Raw genomic sequence first — 19722 nt, forward strand, 5'->3', positions numbered from 1 at the left:
AGAAGAATTCCCCATTTCTCCCTGCTCCCTGCCCCAATTCCTCTTCTATGCTTTTCTCAAAAGCCAATTTCAATGGTTAAACTGCGAATTTGACCGGTGTCGGCTTGGGCTTTGTCTGCTACTTCTAAAGTCCAGTTACCTTGGGGAATTTTGCCCTTGAGTGCTGCTAGTTCGGGGACGTTGATTTCGTCATAGGTTGTTTTGATGTTATCTGCTGCACCACCCAGGCGATTATGCAGAATTATCGGTAATACTCCTGTTTCTGTGGGTGGGATGAGGGTAACAATTAAATCTCCTATGTATGTATGCTCAATGTCTACCGTGACTTTGATAGATTTAATGGAGTTGGTGTTAGCGATCGCTAAACTGAGTGTAGATGTCTGCAAATCTTGAATGGGAACATCCTGCACGGCTGTGAAAATTCCCACTGGGTCGATTTGGGGTGGGGAAGCTAATTCTACAGCTTTCAGGGCATTGACGCGACCGTAACCGTAAAAAGGGCTGCGTCCATCAGCATCATAATTCCCGCCGGTTTCATCAATGCGATCGCAAGAACGTTTAATGATATCTTTGACTTCATCCCAACGTAAATTCGGGTTTCGGGAAAGAATCAAAGCCGCAACTCCAGCTACCCCAGGACAAGCACTAGAAGTACCACCAAAACTATTGGTATAGTTGCCTGCTTGGTCGCCCTGGCTAACAGTGCCATTATTGTAACCAGATCGTCCGGTGCGATCTGTTGTCCAAATGCCGGGAGTTTGGGAACTGTAGCCGTTATTGCTGGGGAAAGCACACCAGACGGCTTTTCCAAAATCGCTGAAAGCACTTCTTCTGTTAAAGTCATTACAAGCTGCCACCGCAATTACCTTGGGGTAGCTAGCGTAACCGTCATTATCAACACTCTCATTACCATTTCCCGCCGCAAATAAAATTACACAGCCTTTGCCATTACGTCCTTTTGTGAAGGCGTATTCCATCGCTAACCGTGTAGAGTCTGGGAGAGGAACTTTTTGCAGGTGGCCGGGATCGGTGGGTTCCCACCAAATCCCATCCGGTGGCCCCCAACTACAGGAAATTACATCTGCACCATTTTGCGCCGCCCAGACGAAAGCATCAGCCTCATCTACGGAACCCAAGGCTGATACAAAGCGAATTGGCATTAATTTGGCTTTTGGTGCCACACCCGACGCACCAAAGTTCCCATCTCCACAGGCTACCCCTGCACAAGCTGTCCCGTGATTGTCTGAGTTACCTGGCCTGGGGTTGTTGTTTCTGCGTGTTACATCCCTGGGGGCGACAATCTTACCAGAGGAACGAAATTCCTCATGGTCAATATCTACACCATCATCAATAATGGCAATAGTTGTGCCTGCACCTTCACTGAATTTCCAAGCAGCTTCCACATAGGCATGAGCATTGATATTCTTACCATTAATCGTGGTTTCTTTGAGATGCCATTGCTGCGGGAAAGCTTGACGTTGACGAAATTCTCTGACTAACTCAGGATGACAAAGTTCTACTGTTTCTTCGTTGAGTAGTGTTTCAGCTAGGTCAAATATCGCTAAACCCGTATTGGCTGGCGCACTGACAAAATAAGCATTACGGGCATATTCTAGTTGACGTTTAATCGTCAAATTGTAACGTCCTAAAACTGCCTCACAGGTGCTAGCTTCTTCTTCATCATCAAACTTGACAAAGAGGTTTTCCGTGTAGACTACTGGTTGTCGCGACTGCGGGTCAATCAATACCCGTCCGGCAAATTGAATTTCCGGTTCTTGATTTAAAATTTCCTTGGCTTGGTCACGTAAAGCACCGTCTTGATGTGGTGCTTTTAATTGCAAAACTTCTACCCCTGCTTGCCGGAATCGCGTTACTAAGTCAAACTGATTGAGGATACTACGGGCTTCCGGCGATACAGATGCTACTTCAAACGGGCGATCGCCTACAAGCACACTGCGGTTTTGAGTACGAACTACAATATGATCATCACTGATGACCAGTTCATACTGTTCACCATTCTGTCCGCCATAGCGAACCTGAACCATAAATTCATCTCCTGAGATTTAGTTAAATCTAAGCCTCTGGCTAGCGTGTGATATCCGAAAAGCATCACCCGCAAGCCGCAGCTTAGAAAGCATTTAGTATTAACCACTAAATACAAACTAGCCCCCGATTTTTCCAGAATATCGCCCAAAAAAGTTACAAAATGTAAGTCTACAGTAACTTCAGTCCACTTTCTGCTGTCTACACAAACAGTCCCTGTTCCCTGTTAGTAGAATTGAAGCAAGATGATCGAATTTTTTCTCCAGGCTTATTCTCTACCCCTAATTGCTGAAGTGAGATTTTCATCCGACTACTTTAGTGAATATCCCCAACAAATTGCTGTTGGCAAAGATGCAGTGAGTTTATTTAGCCAACAGCCTGGATATTATGCCATACACTACAAACAGCCAAACACAGCCAATTCCACAGCAATTTTATTGTTGAATGAAGGTAAAATTGCCGTCTTCGCAGGTGAACCACAATCAACCATTACAGATACACTCAGTCCCGTTTATACCTTACCAGGGGGTTTACTAGCCGTCCCCACAGGTTTAGTTTTTATTCGCTTTCCAGAAAATATTGCCGTTGAGTCACAGCAAGCAGCTATTCAGCAATCAGGTTATGAAATTACTCAAATTTTAGCTTACGCACCTCATGCAGCTTGGTTAACTGCTAAATCAGGTAAAATCAGCGATGCTTTGCAAGGCATTACACAATTAAAAGCAATACCAAATATAGAAAATGTCGAACCTCAATTACTGATGGAAAGAAGACAGCGTTAAGAAATACCCTTGTGAGGCAGGGGGCAGGGGGCAGGAGGCAGGGGGAGACAAGGGAGACAAGGGAGACAAGGAAGAAAAACTAATGACTATTGACTATTGACTAATGACTAATGACTATTGACTAATGACTATTGACTATCAAGCAATAAGAATAGGATTATCAATTAGCTGGTGCTGGGGGAAATCAAAACGAATAGTGTTGGCTGACCAATTTTTTAAATCAGGTGCTAACCACACTAATTTATTGAGGATTTCATCATTGAGCCATAACACCACGGGAAAATGAAAAGATTTACGAAACTCATCCCGCATGATGTTGGTACTAGCAATGAGTTGGTTAATAGCCACTACAGATTCTAAACCCGTAATCATCAATACTTCTGGGTGAAGATTGCCAATTTGATCTTGAATGGTTGTGTATAGCGTTTCATCAGTTGCTTGCAGCACAATCTCTTGTATGTTTAGTGCTGAAGACGGAGTTAATAAATTTAAAATCTGCTGTTGCTTTTGAGGCGAGTTACAACAAGCTAATATCAACGCAAAATCACCCGCAGCAAGCATAATTGCCCTCTCTAATCTCTGAGTGGCTGCTGTTGTTTGTGCAAGATGATCTGGTGAATTAATCAAGGTTTTCATTACTAAATTTGGGATTTTAGGTGAAAAGCTGTCAGCATAACCGTGAAATTACTACTTACAAGCTATTTAATGTTTAAGTATCACTCAGTAGGTAAATGGAGATTTATTCATTAATACATAGCATAATCATAAATATACATTAATAGTCAAGTATAAGTTGTATTATTCACATTGTCGAAACAAATATGTAGAGGATGTATCGGTATTAACAGATCAGCGATATGAAATCTTTAAATAACAATGTAAAAACAAGATAAAGATTTCTCTTGATTCCTCCATCCCCAGAATATTACCCTTGTCTATAAATCTTCGCCAGAGCAACTTTTAGCTATTGAACGCGTCCATCTAATTTAAGTTATTCCCTGCTCATGTAAAATTTTATGGAATACTTAGAAAGTGGTGTATGAGGTTTTTGTTACATAATTTTACCCAAAGAAATAAGCCCGTATTTTTAGCAGTGATGTGGTTTTTAACTGCGGTGGCTACAGTAATTTTATCGTTACCTTTAAACGCCCAAATCAGTCCTAACTCATCATCAGCTATAGAATTGAGAGGGGTGTGGCTAACAAATATTGATAGTGATGTGCTGTTTGAGCGCGATCGCCTGCGTCAAGCTGTGCAAAAATTAGATGAACTGAACTTTAACACCGTCTACCCAGCCGTGTGGAATTGGGGATACACTCTATATCCTAGTCGGGTTGCAGCCCAGGTGATTGGCCGTTCCCTTGACCCCACCCCAGGATTACAAGGGCGAGATATCCTCAAAGAAATCGTCTCTGAAGGACATAAGCAAGGTTTAACCGTCATTCCCTGGTTTGAATTCGGTTTTATGGCTCCTGCTGATTCCCTCTTAGCCAAAAATCGTCCCCAATGGCTCACCAATCGCAGTGATGGTACACGCATTGTCAAAGAAGGTACACATGACAGGGTGTGGTTAAGTCCCTTTCGCCCTGATGTGCAGCAATTTATCCAAGATTTAATCGTCGAAATCGTCAGAAACTATGATATCGATGGTATTCAATTTGACGACCATTTTGGCTTACCTTCAGAACTCGGCTATGATGCCTACACCGTAGCTTTATACAAAAAAGAACATCGTGGGCAAGCCCCTTCTCAGAATCCCAAAGATCCAGAGTGGGTGCGTTGGCGAGCCAGCAAAATCACCGATTTCATGAAGCGAGTATTTACAGCCATCAAAGCCGCGAAAAAAGATTGTTTAGTTTCCGTCGCACCCAACCCACAGCGTTTTTCTTACGAATTTTTCCTTGCAGACTGGCAAAAATGGGAACGGATGGGACTAATTGAAGAATTGGTATTGCAGATTTACCGTGATGATCTCAACGTCTTCGTCAAAGAATTAGAGTATCCAGAAGTCAAAGCCGCCCAAAAACATATACCTGTGAGTGTGGGGATTTTAACCGGCTTAAAAAATAAACCCATTACCATGCAGCAAATACAAACCCAAGTCCAAAAAACACGCGATCGCAATTTTGCCGGAGTTTCCTTCTTCTTCTATGAAACCCTGTGGAACTTAGCGAAAGAACAACCCCTAGAACGTCAGACAGCCTTACAAAAAATCTTCCCCAAACCAGCTAAGTATCCTAACTTGTTGACAGGGTGGAAAGCGTAAATTGGGGACTGGGGGCTGGGGACTGGGGACTGGGGACTGGGGACTGGGGACTGGGCGACAAGGTGGACAAGGTGGACAAGGTGGACAAGGTAGATTTTACCTCAATGCCCAATGCCCAATGCCCCATGCCCAATGCCCCATGCCCCATGCCCTATTACCCAATTCCTAACTTACCTGCTAAACCAGGAGTTAAGGGTAAAAGGGTGGTAATCATTAAGAACAATACTAATAAACCAATTGCGGCTCTAGCGTCGTCGGGTTCGCTCACTTCGTTTAAACTGGGGCGTTCTAAGTCTCGTTGTAGGAAGACAATTACGATGAGCCAATACAATGCTAGAGGATTAGCCAAGCCTACCAAACCTAAGACAATTAAAGTAGCGATGGTGGCTCGATTGGCGGTTTTGCGTCCGTAAATGGCTTGGACAATGCGTCCTCCGTCTAATTGTCCGGCTGGCATTAAGTTTAAAGCAGTGATGACCAAACCTAACCAACCAATCACTACGAGGGGGTGAATATTGACTAAGGGTGATTGCAAAGCTGAACCTAAAACCACTCTTGCTAGGCTACCGACTAAAATTGAACCTTGGAAAAATTGATTGGGTAACTGAAATAAACTGCCAGGATGAGACAGCAACAAACCGGCAATTAACATCAGTAAAGATACAATACCACCAGCGATCGGCCCGGCTACGGCAATGTCGAATAAAGCTGTGCGATTAGGTAACAAAGACTCAAAGCGTGTAATTGCCCCAAAAGAGCCGATTTGCACCGCAGGTAAGAAGAAAGGCCAGCTAAGACGCACTTGATAACGACGCGCCAGTAACCAATGCCCAATTTCATGGGCGATTAAAATGGCAAATATGCCTAAACCGATGGGTAAAGTCTCTTGTAACCTTTCTGGATGCGCCAAGAAATCAAAATTGAGCAATAATCCGCCTGTTTCTAGGCTAGTGCCAACAGTGGCGATTCCCAAAATAGCAGCAAAGACCTTTTGCGCTAACATGGCAGGACGTGGGTCATTGCTGCTAGGGAGAACAATCACTACAGGTTTACCATCGTTGTTTTCTACTAAGAACAAACGATATTTATCACCCAGCCTGTCTTTTAAACTCGCAGTTAAACGGGTGTGAACTTCTTGGGGTTCGCCGCGCAGATTCCCTTTGAAGATAGCACCTTCTTGGTAGGCGATCGTTTCTGTAGCAAAAAATGTATCAATGCCAAAAATACTTCTAATCACACTCAAGTCTTCTTCTGGAATTGGCATGATTTCCACTACCACTGCTGCTGGTTGTGGAGGATTTTCTGTTGCAGAGGAGGATTCTGCCGCCGTTAGTCTTTCTGTGGCGCGTTGCTTGAGGATAGCATCTTGACCAGCAGCACGTAATTGTCTACCTAAGTAGATGTACAATCCAGCCGAACCGACCACCAAGAATAAAATTCCGACTATGTTGATGTAAATTCCGGCTGCAAACAAACCGAAGAATAACAGCCAGGGAGTCATTAACACCACCGACTGCAACCAGGCCAAGATTCCCAGTTTTCCAAAAGGTCTGGCGCGATAAAAGCCCCAACCTAAAATGGCAAAAGCCACCAATACAATTGTCCCAATAATAGGAGTCTCTGACGAGGTAAACATTTCCAAACCCTTCGCTGTAAACTACTCACACTGTACCCGCTTCGGGTCAGTGTGGGCTTTTAGTAGCCCTGAACTGTCTTTGCTGAGATTACAACACAAACAGTTCGAGCCTCTGGGCGAGTTTACAAGATTCACCCCAATAGCAGCGATATTTTTTGCTCCATTAAAATCAGCATCACCACTCCAAGAACAAGCCTCATTAGTACATTTGAAAAGCTTGTCAGAACGCAGTCCAATATGTAGACATTGATGGCAAGTTTGGCTTGTCCAAGCTGGAGGAACAGCAGTTACTTTTACTCCGAATTGGATGCCTTTGTATTCCAAAAAAGACCTTAACTGATAGAAAGACCAAGAGTTAGAACGTCTACGTTCTGTTTTATTTCTTGGTTTTTGATTAGTTCTTTCACGAATACCTGTTAAGTCTTCAATTGCTACTACTGCATTATTTTTTAACGCGTCCTGAATTATAGACTTGCTAATGTTGTGGTTTAGCCATTGTTGAAATCGTCTCTCCTGGCCCGACAACCGTTGCAAAATCTGCCTTGCCCTGCGGCGAGTAGACCTTGTGCCTTTCGTGGCAATATGCTGGAGAGATGTTCTTACCCTAGAGAACTTGTCTCTAACATCATTGATTTGTTTTCCATCCCACGTATCACCATTGCTAGTTACAGCAATATCACGACGACCAAAATCAACACCAATTACATTACTTGACTTAATTGGTTCTGGTGCTTCGTTCTTAATTTGAATGTGGATGTAATATTTGCCATCACGATGTTTACATAACTGTGCTGATGTTGGTTTTTTGCCTTTTAACTTACCTCTTTGGTAATTACCCGCATCAATTTTGATATGTTCCCTGCCATTCATTAAGGTTAAGCTAACAGTCCAGTCTTTTTCTCTAAATGAGAAAATTCTGGCATCATAATCAGCCGATGTTGGCTTAAATATCTTAACTGGCTTATCTTTAAGCTTTGCACTTTTGCGATTAGCCCCAACTCTGGCGCAAGCACGAACAGCTAAATTTGCACTTAACCCAAACAAAGCACGAATCTCGTTATAGTCCATATTCTGAATAGATATCTTGCTGGTTATCTGAGGCTTAACTTTTTGGTTGGCGTAATTACACGCATCAGCAAATGCTGCAAGTACCAGTTCAATTTCTTCTGCCTGTTTTTGAGAGGGGTTGAGTTTGCAAACTAGCGTCAATACTTGTTCCATGACTTCGACCTAATCACTCATGAATAGAATATAATACCTCAAAACATTCGTGTTGTATCAAAGATTTATTTGGGAAAAGTGAGGGCTACCCTCTCCCTAACTTCGTTTACGCTCAGTATCGGTCATAGGTACTGGGGAATTGGGCATTGGGAATTGGGAATGGGTTTCGGCGTGGTTGTAGATACTTAGTGATTAATCTCGGTTTATGGCTGGATGTTGCGCCAAAGTTAGAGATTGATACAAAAGCTTAATGTCTTCGTCTCTACCTGAGACACCTAGACTAGACTTATAACCACAGGATACTAAATTGAAGGAAAACTATGATGAGCGATCGCGACTATACATTAATCATCGACAAAAGCGGCAGTATGTCTACCCCTGACCAAGCCGGTGGTAGAAGCAGATGGGAAATCGCCCAAGAATCAACTATTGCTTTAGCTAGAAAGTGTGAACAGTTTGACCCCGATGGCATCACTGTATATGTTTTCTCTGGTAGATTTAAACGCTATGAAGGCGTTACCACCGCTAAAGTCTCCCAAATATTTCTCGAAAATGACCCAGCCGGAACAACCAATTTAGCAGGTGTCCTCCTGGATGCGACCAATAATTACTTTCAACGCAAAGCCGCCGGCAAAACTAAACCCAATGGCGAAACCATCTTAGTGATCACCGATGGCGAACCGGACGATCGCAAAGCCGTATTTGAAGTTATTATTAATGCTACACGCCAGATGGAACGTGATGAAGAATTAGCCATTTCCATGATTCAAGTCGGTTCAGACCCCCAAGCGACAAAGTTTCTCAAAGCATTAGATGACCAATTACAAGGCGTAGGGGCTAAATTCGATATTTGCGATACTATCACTCTAGATGATTTAGAAGAGATGAGTCTTGCAGATGTCTTAATGAATGCAATTACTGATTAGTCTTTGGTCATTAGTCATTAGTCATTAGTCATTAGTTGTTAATTATGAGTTGAAATAAAGATTATGCTAGACAATCGCGATTACACTCTCATCATTGACAAAAGTGGTAGCATGGCTACTCCCGATCAAAAGGGTGGTAGAAATAGGTGGGTCACAGCTCAAGAATCTACTTTAGCTTTAGCCAGTAAGTGCGAACAATTTGATCCAGATGGCATTACATTATATGTCTTCTCTGGCAGATTTAAGCGATATGAAAACGTTACTGCTGCTAGAGTAGCGCAAATATTTATGGAAAATGATCCTGCGGGAACAACTGATTTAGCCGCAGTCTTAAAACACGCCACAGATGATTATTTTCAACGTAAAGCATCTGGTCAAACCAAAGCCAATGGTGAAACAATTTTAGTTGTGACTGACGGTGAACCAGACGATCGCAAAGCAGTAATGAGGGTCATTATTGAAGCTTCTCGACGGATGGATAGAGATGAAGAACTAGCTATTTCCTTCATTCAAGTCGGTCAAGACCCCCAAGCAGCTCGCTTCCTTAAAATTTTGGATGATGAATTACAAAGTGCTGGCGCAAAATTTGATATTTGTGACACCATTACAATGGAAGATATGGAAGATATGAGCTTGTCAGAAGTGCTATTAAATGCAATTACTGACTAATAAGTAAGGGTTTAGGGGTGTAAGGGTGTAATGGTGTAGGGGTTAAAAGTTTTACGGGAAGAGATTTTGACTGTTGACTAATGACTAATAACTAATGACTAATAATTATGGACTCTATTGATAAATTGTTGGAGCAAATTAAAGCAGAATACAATGGTGATAAATCACAACAGACAGAACCACCACAACCCAATTTCGATCAACCATCGACAAATTTACCGATAAATTTACCTGTAAATTTGTCTATAAATTCAGCAAATGCTCTTATAGATGATATTTTAGGAGATACCAATCAACCACATTCTTTTATAGATAATATTTTAGAAGAAGTTAAAGCTGATATTGAAGCCCAAGCACAAGCTGAGGAACTGAAAAAGCAACAAGAACTAGAACAAGAAAGAATTGAACAAGAAAAAATTAAAGCAAAACAAAAAGCCGCTTTGAAAAAGCAGGCACAAGATTGGCTAGCAAAATTAGATCCTCTATCGGTTGAAGGACTTTGGTTTGAAAGATTCGCTGAAAGTTATCCTTCCAAGCTAGAAGCCGCAATCGAGTATCTAAAATCTAACTAAATTAATTAATATTTCCAATGCCCAATGCCCAATGCCCAATGCCCTATTCCCCATTACCCATTCCCTTATTTTGATAAAAATGCTTAACAGCCCACTCGTGCATAGCATAGAGAATTGGTTGTAAACTTAAACCTAAAGGTGTTAAAGAATATTCTACCTTTGGGGGGATTTGTGCATATACTTCTCGATGTATGATTCCGTCCTCTTCTAATTCCCGTAATTGTTGAGTGAGCATTTTTTGTGTAATTCCAGGTAGAGAACGCTGCAATTCACCGAACCGTTTCATACCCGATAGAAGTTCTCTAATAATCAAAACCTTCCAGCGTCCGCCAATGACTTTTAAAGTAGTTTCTACTTCACAAGTGAGCCTTTCATAGTTTTCTGCTTCAGCTTTCATAGTTAATTTTTTAGTAAGTACATAGCCTTTTATTGCGTACTTGTCCCTGTCAAATTATTTTATCAATAAGGCATCTGCATATCTGCTCTGTCAACGACTCAATTTAGTACCCTTGGTGGGATTTGAACCCACAAAATCTGGTTTCTAAGACCAGCACGTTTACCAGTTTCGTCACAAGGGCAAAGCTTCTAGACCACTGAATTACATCCCGATATTTGTACTCCTCATGGGATTTGTAGCTTGCTTTTGCCTCTTGCAATTGAGCTACAGGAGTATAATTTAGCTGCCCTGCCAGGGTTTGAACCTGGAATCTTCTACTTCAAAGGTAGGGATGTTACCAGTTACACCACAGGGCAATATGCCAGTCCCCCAGGTCAGAATCGAACTGACGACCTTCTGTTTTTCAAACAGACGCTACTACCAACTGAGCTACCAGGGGATAAGGCGAGAACGGAGGGACTTGTTCACCGAAGGGTACCTCCACTCTCGGCTACACCAAGTTCTTAAAGGCGGAGAGCAGTGGACTCGAAACACAGATACAATCCCATCTGTTTAGCAAACAGTGCCGATCGCCTGATCGATTTACTCTCCATTATTGGTAGGTCGGGCAGGAGTCGCACCTGCAACGCAAGAAGCGGCTGTTTTACAGACAGTTGCCCACGCTGATAGGCGAGCCGACCTATGAAAGATTTGGCAGTGGTGGGATTTTAGTTTGGGAGGCTTGATTGCTGCACTACATTTATACTACAAAATAATACAAAAGTGTCAAGAGCGTACTACAAACTTTTTTTAGAAGATAGGAGGCAAGCGTAAACAAGTTCGCGTAGCATTTCCTAGAGAAGCAGCTGGTTGTCATACCAATTCGCAATGGACTTCTCTCCGAGACGCTATGCGTAGCTTGCTTCCCCTCCAGGTACGTCCCGCTTCTCTACGAGACGCTACCGCGTAGCTTGCTTCCCCGGAGGGGTACGCTAACATTAGATGATCTAAAATGTTTTATTCTTGATTTGCTATTCCCCAATCCCCAGCGAAGCACTGAGCGTTCGACTGAGCTCACGCCGAAGTCTTGTCGAAGTGTCCCCAATACTTCGACAAGCTCAGTACAAGTCCCCAATCCCCAATCCCCAATCCCCAGTCCCCAATCCCTATTAATGACGTTGACAGACTTGGCACAGTTCTATAACTTTAGTTTGCAGCACAGTGATATCTCCAGAGCCTCTTTTAAACATAAACTCCAACTCTAACAGTAGGGGTAAACAAGAGATGAGTTGACGTAAAGATAGAGATTGCACCTCTTTCTGTAAAAAGTAGATACGGTTAGGATTACCGACTTCAGCCGCTTTAGCGATCGCTTGGGGATTGCGTTCACCACTTTCCATCATCAACTTTACCCATAGCCAAGTACGGAATTGACCCACCAAAGTAGCGATAATTCGTAATTCTGGCTCGGCTGCATTCACCAAATCAGCAACAACAGTTAACGCTTTTACCGTATCACCTGTTCTAATGGCTGCGGCTAGTTGCAAACTATTTTGAGTAGTATTTCTCACTAACAGCGTCACAGTATCCATATCTACTGGTTGATTACTACCTCCTGCATACAAACGTAATTTCTCCATTTCGTTGTAAAGGAGGCGTGTATCATTGCCTACAGCTTCCGCTAAAACTTCCGCCGCCTTAGCCGTAAGTTTCACTCCCACGGTTTGCGCCGCTTGATTAACAGCTTGGATGATTAACTCTGTTTTCCACGGAGGAATTAAGGGAAACTCACGAAAATCAGCGTATTGCTTGAGTAACTTTGTAGATTTGAGGCGTTCATCTGGTTTATTCGAGGAAGTCAATAATAAATGGGAATTATCAGGGATTACTGATAAAGTCCGCGTTAATTCTGTCAATACATTTTCCGGACACTGCTGACAAAGATTAGTATTCACTAACCAAACTAAACGTCCCCCAGCCCCGAAAGGCGGAGTCATCACTTGATTAAGAGCCGCAATTACCGCATCACTTTGATCTGGGAGGAAAACAGTATAGTTAAAACTAGTCCACATAGAATCGAGGACGCGATCGCGCAAAGTCGCCACCGCCCTTTCCGTCGCAAAATCATCCTCGCCCCAATAAAAGTAAATAGGCATTAGTCAATAGTCATTAGGGAACAGGGAACAGGGAACAGAATCTTTAATTTTGAATTTTGAATTTTGAATTTTGAATTTTGAATTGATTAGCCCCAATCCCCTACCCCCTACTATTTAATTCAAATTTTCCCTAAAATCAATCAAGTTAGAGCGTGAGGCAAAGAAGATTGGACGACAACTACCAAACTTATCTGAATCGGGTAGCAAGGCTGACACTACCGGAAGCTTATAAATCTCAGGTGCAAAATATTCAGGAATCTTATAAATTTCAGCCATCTGAGGGAACTAGAGTAGCAGTACCTTTTCCTGGTTATACTTTGATTACTCCTCCGGCGGCGGAAGATGCGGAAAACTCTGATTTCTACGCTACTTTACAAGGGTATCAACAGGAAATTTTACAATTACCCAGCAATCAAAATCTGATTGTCCCCTTACCTGCTGAGAGTTTCCACTTAACTTTAGCAGATTTGATTTGGGACAGTGCCTATCGTCATGCTTGTGAGAAAAATCCTGAGTTTGAATCACAATTACAAGCTTGTATTACCGAAACATTTCAACAATATCAAGAACTCCTGACACAAGTCAGTCAGGCGATCGCGTGGCAAGTGTTAGGAATAGTCCTAATGCCTAGAGCTATAGGCGTATGTCTAGTACCCAAAGATGAAAGTTGCTACGAACAGATTGTGATGTTTCGCCGCACCATTTATCAAAATCCCAAATTAATCGCCTTGGGAATTGAACAACACTATCACTTTACAGCCCATGTCACCTTGGGTTATTTCGGGGATATCTCACCAGATTTAGACCGGATAAAACTTGCTGATGAACTAACTGAGTTAAATAAAAAGTGGATGTTTAACCTTCCACAAATTTCTGTGCGTCGACTAGAACTGAGAAAATTTGACGATATGACCCGTTATTATCGGGAATCACATTGGCCTAGTTTAGAGTTTTAATTAGGGACTGGGGACTGGGGACTGGGGACTGGGGACTGGGGATTGGGGACTGGGGACTGGGGACTGGGGAATAAATAAGAAACTTGATTTATGTATTTTGTCTACCTTGTCTACCTTGTCTACCTTGTCTACCTTGTCTCCCTGCCCTCTGCCCCCTGCCCCCTGCACCCCTGCCCCCTGCACCCCTGCCTCAAATCCGATTCTGATACGCCAAGTAAACGGCTTCTAAAACAATATCGGGGTGAATTGCTGCTGGTAATTCGTCTATATGCAAAATTTCTTTGACCTGCTGGGATAATTTTAGAGCTAACGCGCTTCTAGCTTTTGGGGACATAGCTTTACGTCGCTGTAAATATTCTCGAATGACAGCAAAATCATCAGGTAATAATACCGATAAATCCGCAATCTGCATTAATTCCTGATGCCAAACTTGAGCTTGTTCGGAAATCATAATTGTTGCTGATGTAGTTGCGGCTTCAGCTTGAATTACAATTGTCCCGGCGGCTAAATCGCCAAGACGTTTTTCTTGGCGAGTAAATATAATTAAAAAGGCTCCAATAAACATGAACTCATCAAATGGTCGCAGTAGTGCGCGTAGGGCTGCTTGCGGCATTCCTATGGGTCTTCCATCATCACGAACCACACGAATTTTTGCGGCTTGTTTACCTGGGGTTTGTCCTCGCCATAGAGTTTCAAAAAAAACAAAATAACCGGCGTAAATGACAAAACTGACAATTAATGTAATGGCTACTAACCATACTCCAACGGCAGAACCAAAAATTTGCGACCAAAAATCAGATAGTTGACCAACAATGACTGCCCACACAATTAAAAAAGCGGTCAATATTGCTGCTAACACCAAGTAGTCAATTAATAAAGCCCAAGCACGATTTCCAATACCTGCAAGGGTAAATTCTAACTCTACACTTTCTGGTGTGCGGTACTTAACACGGTTAAACAGGTGCATAATTTCAATTCATGCTTGGGGTTAAATTTCGCGATCGCGTAGTTTTAAGCCTAACCCTTCTCGGCGACTCCGCAGATCGTAGTAAATAACTGCCTTGGTGGTGTGGATAAATGGCACAATCAACGCCCCACTACCGAAGCTGACAGCCATGATCAACGCAAAATAAATCAGGCTAAATACAGCAGATCCATCTTGAATTAGGGGTGTAAAAATAATTTGCAAAATAGTGGTGAGAATCTGCACCACAATCTGCACTGGTGTGGTGACTAAGACACTCACAAAGGAAATTAATAAAATGCGCCAAACGTTGCCTTGGCTTAGTTCCCAACTCCGACTAATTGCTGTTGCGCCATCAACGTTGTCTTCTACCGCCAAAGGTAAATTGACTAGGTAGAATCTGGTTGAGAGCCATAATATTGCTACTATAGCCACAATTATGATCACAAAGGCAATTAAACCCAAAAATATGTAAATGGCAGGATTGTTTTGCGAACCTGTGCCATTAACTATGAGTGCAGCTATTAATCCCAATATACCGAATACTATAATTACACCTATTACCATTCCTATACTAATCAGAAACAGTAACAGCATGGCCAATAAAAACTGCCACAAACGCGAATTCACAAAACGTTGTCCAGAGGAGATGCTTTCTGGTTGATTAACTAAGTCACCAAAAGCTAAACGGGAAATCAGGGATGTGAGAGCATAAAATTTAGCCCACCCATAAACAGGAACAAACAGCCACACATAAGCTTTGAGTGCCAGTAAATAATAGTCCTTAAGGTGAGCGCGATACAAGCGCATTCCGGCACTGACAACATTGCCCACATCTAATGGTTGTATAGGAGATGAACCAAGATTTCCTGCCATAAAATCAAATTTTCCTGAAAATTACGGGTATGAATTTGAGGCTATCTTAAGGTACGTTAAAAGCTAATATGCCCAAAATTTATGAATATTCAACGTTGGATTGCACGGCGAGAATCAAATTGGCAGCGTTTAGATGCTTTACTCAGACAATTAGAACGCAAAGGGTTAAAATCCCTCAAATCTGCGGAAATCAGAGAATTAGCGAGTTTATACCGTTCTGTAGCAGCTGATTTAGCACGCGCCCGTACTCAGCAAGTCAGTAATGTTTTGGTTCATAATTTACAATCTTTAACAACCCGTGGTTATTCCCAAATTTATCAAGGTTCTCGACGACAGGAATGGCAAGCCGTATGGGATTTTTACCTTTGGGGGTTTCCTGCGATTGTGCGGACGACGTTTTCCTATACGCTCACAGCGACAGCTTTGTTTTTTTTAGGCTTAATCGTGGGTTGGTGGTACGCTTGGCAAGACCCGACTTTTTTGTCCTTAATTGTGCCAGAAAGCTTAATTTCCCAAGTACGAGATAAAGGTGAATTGTGGATGGGGTCAATTGTCGGCGTTGAACCTTTAGCATCTAGCGGCATCATGATTAACAATATCAAGGTGTCCTTTGGGGCAGTAGCTGGCGGGATTACAGCCGGGGCTTTCACGACCTACATAATGGTATTTAATGGATTATTAATTGGTGCGATCGCCACTTTAGTCGGTCAAAACAATCTAGCCTACCCTTTTTGGGCATTTGTCTTTCCCCACGGTGCTTTAGAATTACCCGCCATCTTCTTTGCTGGTGGGGCAGGGTTATTAATAGCAAAAGCAATTTTATTTCCAGGTCAATATCGTCGGGGTGATGCTTTAAAAGTTTACGGTTATCAAGCAGTACAGTTAGTATTTGGCATTGTGCCGATGTTAGTAATTGCCGGCATTATTGAAGGCTTTTTCTCCCCTAATCCTATAATTCCCGACCCGTTTAAGTATCTATTCGGTTTAGGATTATTTATAATTTTAGTTATGTATTGTAACCGCAAACGTACATCAGCCAATAGTTAGATTTATGAATTTTGAATTTTGAATTTTCAATGTACGGTTATTGCTATCTATAACGTTCATTAAACCGAACCTCCAGCTATTTTACCTGATCTAGTGTGGTAGTGAGGAAGCTTAAACAAAAGCTTTAAAACACACAACACTGAACTATAAATCTATTGCTGTGTATCCAGTAAACAAGCTTAAAATTATACCAATTCAACCAAATTCAAACTCCATAATCTTACTTTCTTAATTTTGAATTTTGCGTAAAGTTGCGTGCGGGGGTTCCCCCCGTTGAGCAAACTTTCCAAGACGAATTTTGAGTTTTGAATTGGTATGAGGCTTCCTAATATTAGGTAGTGCGTTTTCAGAGGTGATATTATGGCACTTATTCGTTGGGAACCTTTCAGAGATATTGAACGCTTAGAACCATTCCGTGAAATCGACACATTGCAACGGCAAATGAACCGTCTGTTTGAAAGATTAATGCCAACAGACGGTGCAGAAAGAATGGGATTTGCATTCATACCTGCGGCTGAAATCGAAGAAAAAGAAGATGCAATTCACCTGAAATTAGAAGTACCTGGCTTAGAATCCAAAGATATTACTGTAGAAGCCACACCAGATGCAATTGTGATTAGCGGTGAACGCAAATCCGAAACCACAACGGAAGAAGGCGGCGTTACCCGTTCTGAATTCCGTTACGGCAGATTCCAAAGAGAAATACCTTTACCTTGTCAAATTCAAAACGAAAAAGTACAAGCCGAATATAAAAATGGCATCCTACGCTTAACGCTACCAAAAGCAGAATCAGAAAGACAAAAAGTGGTGAAAGTTAATGTTGGATGAGTTGTGAGTGCTGTTAGCGGAAGCGGGGCGTTTAGCCCGTGCTGAGTGCTGAGTATTGAGTTAGTACATATACTCAGCACTCATCCATCATTATTATTACCCCTACACCAATTCATAAAGAATTTGATACATATGTAAACCCTAAAAGTGATGCTGAGTCTCAATTTCTTAATTTTGAATTTTGCGGAAAGTTGCGTGCGGGGGTTCCCCCCGTTGAGCAAACTTTCCAAGACGAATTTTGAATTGGTCTTACACCCCTAAAAAGAGGAAATTCTTATGGCAAAAGTAGTTGGTATTGATTTAGGGACGACGAACTCTTGTGTTGCTGTTATGGAAGGGGGACAACCTACGGTTATTGCTAATGCAGAGGGACAACGTGTCACGCCTTCTGTGGTTGCATACACCAAAACTGGTGAACGTTTGGTAGGTCAAATTGCCAGACGGCAAGCAGTGATGAACCCAGAAAACACCTTTTATTCTGTCAAACGCTTCATTGGACGTAAATTTGATGAAGTTACCCACGAGTCTACAGAAGTGTCTTATCAAGTTGTGCGTGACAGTAATGGCAATGTGAAACTGAACTGTCCCGCAGCTAGTAAACAATTTGCCCCTGAAGAAGTTTCTGCTCAAGTGCTGCGGAAATTGGTAGATGATGCTAGCAAATATTTAGGTGAAAAAGTGACTCAAGCCGTGATTACAGTTCCGGCTTACTTTAACGACTCCCAACGGCAGGCTACTAAAGACGCTGGGAAGATTGCTGGTATAGAAGTTCTCCGCATTATTAACGAACCCACCGCCGCCGCTCTCGCCTATGGTTTGGATAAGAAGCAAAACGAAACTATCTTAGTGTTTGACTTGGGTGGTGGTACTTTTGATGTTTCCGTTCTAGAGGTAGGTGAGGGTGTATTTGAAGTTAAATCTACCAGTGGTGACACCCATTTAGGTGGTGACGACTTTGATAAAAAAATAGTTGATTGGCTGGCTAGTGAATTTCAAAATAACGAAGGTATAGATTTACGCAAAGATAAACAAGCACTGCAACGATTAACAGAAGCAGCCGAAAAAGCCAAAATTGAACTTTCTAGCGCGACTCAAACTAATATTAATCTGCCTTTTGTCACAGCTACCCAAACAGGGCCGAAACATCTAGATATGATCCTGACACGGGCGAAATTTGAGGAGATGTGTGCAGATTTGTTTGACCGTTGCCGGAAACCAGTGCAACAAGCCTTACAAGATGCGAAAATTTCCCACACCCAACTTGATGAAGTTGTACTTGTGGGTGGTTCAACTCGTATTCCGGCGGTGCAAGCATTAGTTCATCAAATAACTGGGAAAGAACCCTGTCAAGGCGTAAACCCAGATGAAGTGGTAGCAGTTGGTGCAGCCATTCAAGCTGGTGTATTGTCAGGAGAAGTCAAAGACATATTACTGTTGGATGTGACACCGTTATCTTTGGGTGTAGAAACTCTTGGCGGTGTCATGACGAAGATTATTGAACGGAACACTACGATTCCTGTCAAGAAATCAGAAACTTTTTCCACAGCCGCCGATGGACAAAGTAATGTAGAAATTCATGTGTTGCAAGGAGAAAGAGAATTAGCTCAAGATAACAAGAGTTTGGGTAATTTCCGTTTAGATGGTATTCCCCCAGCACCTAGAGGTGTACCGCAAATAGAAGTGACTTTTGATATTGATGCCAATGGGATTCTCTCGGTGACAGCAAAAGACCGGGCGACCAATAAACAGCAGTCAATTTCGATTACTGGGGCTTCTACTTTGGATAAACGCGATGTGGAACGGATGGTGAGGGATGCAGAAGCCCACGCCGCCGAAGACCACAAACGCCGTGAACAAATAGACACCAAGAATTTAGCCGATTCTTTGGTTTATCAAGCAGAAAAACAACTACGAGATTTAGGTGATAAGGTTAGTGCTAGCGATAGGAGTCGAGTAGAAGGGTTAGTTAATGATTTACGCGAGGCTATTAACCAAGATCATAGCGATCGCATTAAATCTTTAAGCAATGAGTTACAGCAAGCCCTCATGCAAGTTGGTAGTGCTGTGTACGCCCAAGCCGCAGGTGAACAAAGAAGTGGTGGCGATGATGTCATTGATGCTGATTTTGTTGAAAGTAAATAATTAGTGGTGAGTGCTGTTAGCGGTAGCGCGGCGTTTAGCCGGTGCTGAGTGCTGAGTAAAAATGTTTTACTCGGCACTTTAATATATAGGAATCCGATTTGATTACTGAAGTTATTTGTGTAGTTAGGAAAGGTCTCAAGCTGGAATAGGAAACAGTAGGCTGTGGTAATTTTTGTTTAAAAATTAAATCTGAATCGCATAAATACTTATATCTGCTTTTCACAGGACAAAATTCACTAAAACTTTCCCCTAAAGAAACTTA

General features: G+C 42.3%; 19 protein-coding genes and 4 tRNA genes. 10 read left to right on the forward strand and 13 right to left on the reverse strand.

Going from position 1 to position 19722, the window contains the following annotated elements; genetic code table 11:
* Positions 1-56: 56 nt before the first annotated feature.
* Complete coding sequence (locus ACQFX9_RS26790; protein ID WP_427159586.1) at positions 57-2045, reverse strand: S8 family serine peptidase; 1989 nt, start codon at positions 2043-2045, stop codon at positions 57-59.
* 243 nt (positions 2046-2288) lie between these two features.
* On the opposite strand from ACQFX9_RS26790, the gene ACQFX9_RS26795 reads away from it, so the two are divergent.
* Positions 2289-2825 (forward strand): hypothetical protein, encoded by a 537-nt coding sequence (locus tag ACQFX9_RS26795; RefSeq protein WP_427159587.1) that lies wholly within the window; start codon positions 2289-2291, stop codon positions 2823-2825.
* Positions 2826-2963: 138 nt separating this feature from the next.
* Here ACQFX9_RS26795 and ACQFX9_RS26800 read toward each other — a convergent pair whose 3' ends face one another.
* Positions 2964-3461: a hypothetical protein gene (locus ACQFX9_RS26800; RefSeq protein WP_427159588.1), complete on the reverse strand. Its 498-nt coding sequence runs from the start codon at positions 3459-3461 to the stop codon at positions 2964-2966.
* A 403-nt stretch (positions 3462-3864) separates the two neighbouring features.
* Between ACQFX9_RS26800 and ACQFX9_RS26805 the strand changes: the two genes are divergently transcribed.
* Positions 3865-5091, forward strand: a complete 1227-nt coding sequence (locus tag ACQFX9_RS26805; protein ID WP_427159589.1) for a glycoside hydrolase family 10 protein — start codon at positions 3865-3867, stop codon at positions 5089-5091.
* A gap of 1 nt (position 5092) precedes the next feature.
* Positions 5093-5260, forward strand: a complete 168-nt coding sequence (locus tag ACQFX9_RS26810; protein ID WP_427159590.1) for a hypothetical protein — start codon at positions 5093-5095, stop codon at positions 5258-5260.
* On the opposite strand, the gene ACQFX9_RS26815 is transcribed toward ACQFX9_RS26810, so the two are convergent.
* Complete coding sequence (locus ACQFX9_RS26815) at positions 5246-6727, reverse strand: site-2 protease family protein (RefSeq protein WP_427159591.1); 1482 nt, start codon at positions 6725-6727, stop codon at positions 5246-5248. The genes ACQFX9_RS26810 and ACQFX9_RS26815 overlap by 15 nt on opposite strands.
* 21 nt (positions 6728-6748) lie before the next feature.
* Entirely contained in the window at positions 6749-7948 is a 1200-nt protein-coding gene (locus tag ACQFX9_RS26820) for an RNA-guided endonuclease InsQ/TnpB family protein (RefSeq protein ID WP_427159592.1), read from the reverse strand.
* A gap of 320 nt (positions 7949-8268) precedes the next feature.
* Here ACQFX9_RS26820 and ACQFX9_RS26825 point away from each other — a divergent pair, with 320 nt between their 5' ends.
* The 3 genes from ACQFX9_RS26825 (at position 8269) to ACQFX9_RS26835 (ending at position 10115) form a co-directional block, all read left to right on the forward strand.
* A complete protein-coding gene (locus tag ACQFX9_RS26825; protein WP_427159593.1) occupies positions 8269-8874 on the forward strand; it encodes a vWA domain-containing protein in 606 nt (201 codons plus the stop codon).
* Positions 8875-8937: 63 nt separating this feature from the next.
* Positions 8938-9543, forward strand: coding sequence for a vWA domain-containing protein (locus ACQFX9_RS26830; RefSeq protein WP_427159594.1), 606 nt, complete (start codon positions 8938-8940; stop codon positions 9541-9543).
* 107 nt (positions 9544-9650) lie between these two features.
* Positions 9651-10115, forward strand: a complete 465-nt coding sequence (locus ACQFX9_RS26835) for a salt stress protein, Slr1339 family (RefSeq protein ID WP_427159595.1) — start codon at positions 9651-9653, stop codon at positions 10113-10115.
* Positions 10116-10158: 43 nt separating this feature from the next.
* On the opposite strand, the gene ACQFX9_RS26840 is transcribed toward ACQFX9_RS26835, so the two are convergent.
* The 6 genes from ACQFX9_RS26840 to holA all read right to left on the reverse strand — a co-directional run bounded on the left by ACQFX9_RS26840 (position 10159) and on the right by holA (position 12647).
* Positions 10159-10512: a winged helix-turn-helix transcriptional regulator gene (locus ACQFX9_RS26840; protein WP_236141546.1), complete on the reverse strand. Its 354-nt coding sequence runs from the start codon at positions 10510-10512 to the stop codon at positions 10159-10161.
* Between the two features lie 107 nt (positions 10513-10619).
* Positions 10620-10693, reverse strand: a tRNA-Leu gene (locus ACQFX9_RS26845).
* A gap of 102 nt (positions 10694-10795) precedes the next feature.
* Positions 10796-10868: transfer RNA gene (locus ACQFX9_RS26850), tRNA-Gln, on the reverse strand.
* Positions 10869-10877: 9 nt separating this feature from the next.
* Positions 10878-10951: transfer RNA gene (locus tag ACQFX9_RS26855), tRNA-Phe, on the reverse strand.
* A 157-nt stretch (positions 10952-11108) separates the two neighbouring features.
* Positions 11109-11193, reverse strand: a tRNA-Tyr gene (locus ACQFX9_RS26860).
* 467 nt (positions 11194-11660) lie between these two features.
* Positions 11661-12647 (reverse strand): DNA polymerase III subunit delta, encoded by a 987-nt coding sequence (gene holA / locus ACQFX9_RS26865; protein WP_427159596.1) that lies wholly within the window; start codon positions 12645-12647, stop codon positions 11661-11663.
* 167 nt (positions 12648-12814) lie between these two features.
* Between holA and ACQFX9_RS26870 the strand changes: the two genes are divergently transcribed.
* Positions 12815-13603, forward strand: coding sequence for a DUF1868 domain-containing protein (locus ACQFX9_RS26870; protein WP_427159597.1), 789 nt, complete (start codon positions 12815-12817; stop codon positions 13601-13603).
* Here ACQFX9_RS26870 and ACQFX9_RS26875 read toward each other — a convergent pair whose 3' ends face one another.
* Genes ACQFX9_RS26875 through ACQFX9_RS26885 form a run of 3 tightly spaced genes read right to left on the reverse strand, consistent with a single transcriptional unit; the run spans position 13604 to position 15443 of the window.
* Positions 13604-13771, reverse strand: coding sequence for a hypothetical protein (locus ACQFX9_RS26875; protein WP_427159598.1), 168 nt, complete (start codon positions 13769-13771; stop codon positions 13604-13606). It lies immediately after the preceding gene.
* Positions 13772-13793: 22 nt separating this feature from the next.
* Positions 13794-14570: an RDD family protein gene (locus ACQFX9_RS26880; protein WP_427159599.1), complete on the reverse strand. Its 777-nt coding sequence runs from the start codon at positions 14568-14570 to the stop codon at positions 13794-13796.
* 21 nt (positions 14571-14591) lie between these two features.
* Positions 14592-15443, reverse strand: a complete 852-nt coding sequence (locus ACQFX9_RS26885) for a glycerophosphoryl diester phosphodiesterase membrane domain-containing protein (protein WP_427159600.1) — start codon at positions 15441-15443, stop codon at positions 14592-14594.
* 81 nt (positions 15444-15524) lie between these two features.
* Here ACQFX9_RS26885 and ACQFX9_RS26890 point away from each other — a divergent pair, with 81 nt between their 5' ends.
* The 3 genes from ACQFX9_RS26890 (at position 15525) to dnaK (ending at position 19460) form a co-directional block, all read left to right on the forward strand.
* Positions 15525-16490, forward strand: a complete 966-nt coding sequence (locus tag ACQFX9_RS26890) for a stage II sporulation protein M (RefSeq protein ID WP_427159601.1) — start codon at positions 15525-15527, stop codon at positions 16488-16490.
* 360 nt (positions 16491-16850) lie between these two features.
* The gene (locus ACQFX9_RS26895; RefSeq protein ID WP_427159602.1) at positions 16851-17318 is read left to right on the forward strand and encodes an Hsp20/alpha crystallin family protein; all 468 of its coding nucleotides are present in this window, start codon (positions 16851-16853) and stop codon (positions 17316-17318) included.
* 276 nt (positions 17319-17594) lie between these two features.
* Positions 17595-19460, forward strand: a complete 1866-nt coding sequence (dnaK, locus tag ACQFX9_RS26900; protein ID WP_427159603.1) for a molecular chaperone DnaK — start codon at positions 17595-17597, stop codon at positions 19458-19460.
* Positions 19461-19722: the final 262 nt, after the last annotated feature.

The sequence above is a fragment of the Aliinostoc sp. HNIBRCY26 genome, assembly GCF_050235535.1.
In the GTDB taxonomy this organism is placed as follows: domain Bacteria; phylum Cyanobacteriota; class Cyanobacteriia; order Cyanobacteriales; family Nostocaceae; genus Trichormus.

Coding starts and splice junctions, on each gene's coding strand:
- ACQFX9_RS26790 (WP_427159586.1), bottom strand. CDS start 2,045: ATGGTTCAGGTTCGCTATGGCGGACAGAATGGTGAACAGTATGAACTG.
- ACQFX9_RS26795 (WP_427159587.1), top strand. CDS start 2,289: ATGATCGAATTTTTTCTCCAGGCTTATTCTCTACCCCTAATTGCTGAA.
- ACQFX9_RS26800 (WP_427159588.1), bottom strand. CDS start 3,461: ATGAAAACCTTGATTAATTCACCAGATCATCTTGCACAAACAACAGCA.
- ACQFX9_RS26805 (WP_427159589.1), top strand. CDS start 3,865: ATGAGGTTTTTGTTACATAATTTTACCCAAAGAAATAAGCCCGTATTT.
- ACQFX9_RS26815 (WP_427159591.1), bottom strand. CDS start 6,727: ATGTTTACCTCGTCAGAGACTCCTATTATTGGGACAATTGTATTGGTG.
- ACQFX9_RS26820 (WP_427159592.1), bottom strand. CDS start 7,948: ATGGAACAAGTATTGACGCTAGTTTGCAAACTCAACCCCTCTCAAAAA.
- ACQFX9_RS26825 (WP_427159593.1), top strand. CDS start 8,269: ATGATGAGCGATCGCGACTATACATTAATCATCGACAAAAGCGGCAGT.
- ACQFX9_RS26830 (WP_427159594.1), top strand. CDS start 8,938: ATGCTAGACAATCGCGATTACACTCTCATCATTGACAAAAGTGGTAGC.
- ACQFX9_RS26835 (WP_427159595.1), top strand. CDS start 9,651: ATGGACTCTATTGATAAATTGTTGGAGCAAATTAAAGCAGAATACAAT.
- ACQFX9_RS26840 (WP_236141546.1), bottom strand. CDS start 10,512: ATGAAAGCTGAAGCAGAAAACTATGAAAGGCTCACTTGTGAAGTAGAA.
- holA (WP_427159596.1), bottom strand. CDS start 12,647: ATGCCTATTTACTTTTATTGGGGCGAGGATGATTTTGCGACGGAAAGG.
- ACQFX9_RS26880 (WP_427159599.1), bottom strand. CDS start 14,570: ATGCACCTGTTTAACCGTGTTAAGTACCGCACACCAGAAAGTGTAGAG.
- ACQFX9_RS26885 (WP_427159600.1), bottom strand. CDS start 15,443: ATGGCAGGAAATCTTGGTTCATCTCCTATACAACCATTAGATGTGGGC.
- ACQFX9_RS26890 (WP_427159601.1), top strand. CDS start 15,525: ATGAATATTCAACGTTGGATTGCACGGCGAGAATCAAATTGGCAGCGT.
- ACQFX9_RS26895 (WP_427159602.1), top strand. CDS start 16,851: ATGGCACTTATTCGTTGGGAACCTTTCAGAGATATTGAACGCTTAGAA.
- dnaK (WP_427159603.1), top strand. CDS start 17,595: ATGGCAAAAGTAGTTGGTATTGATTTAGGGACGACGAACTCTTGTGTT.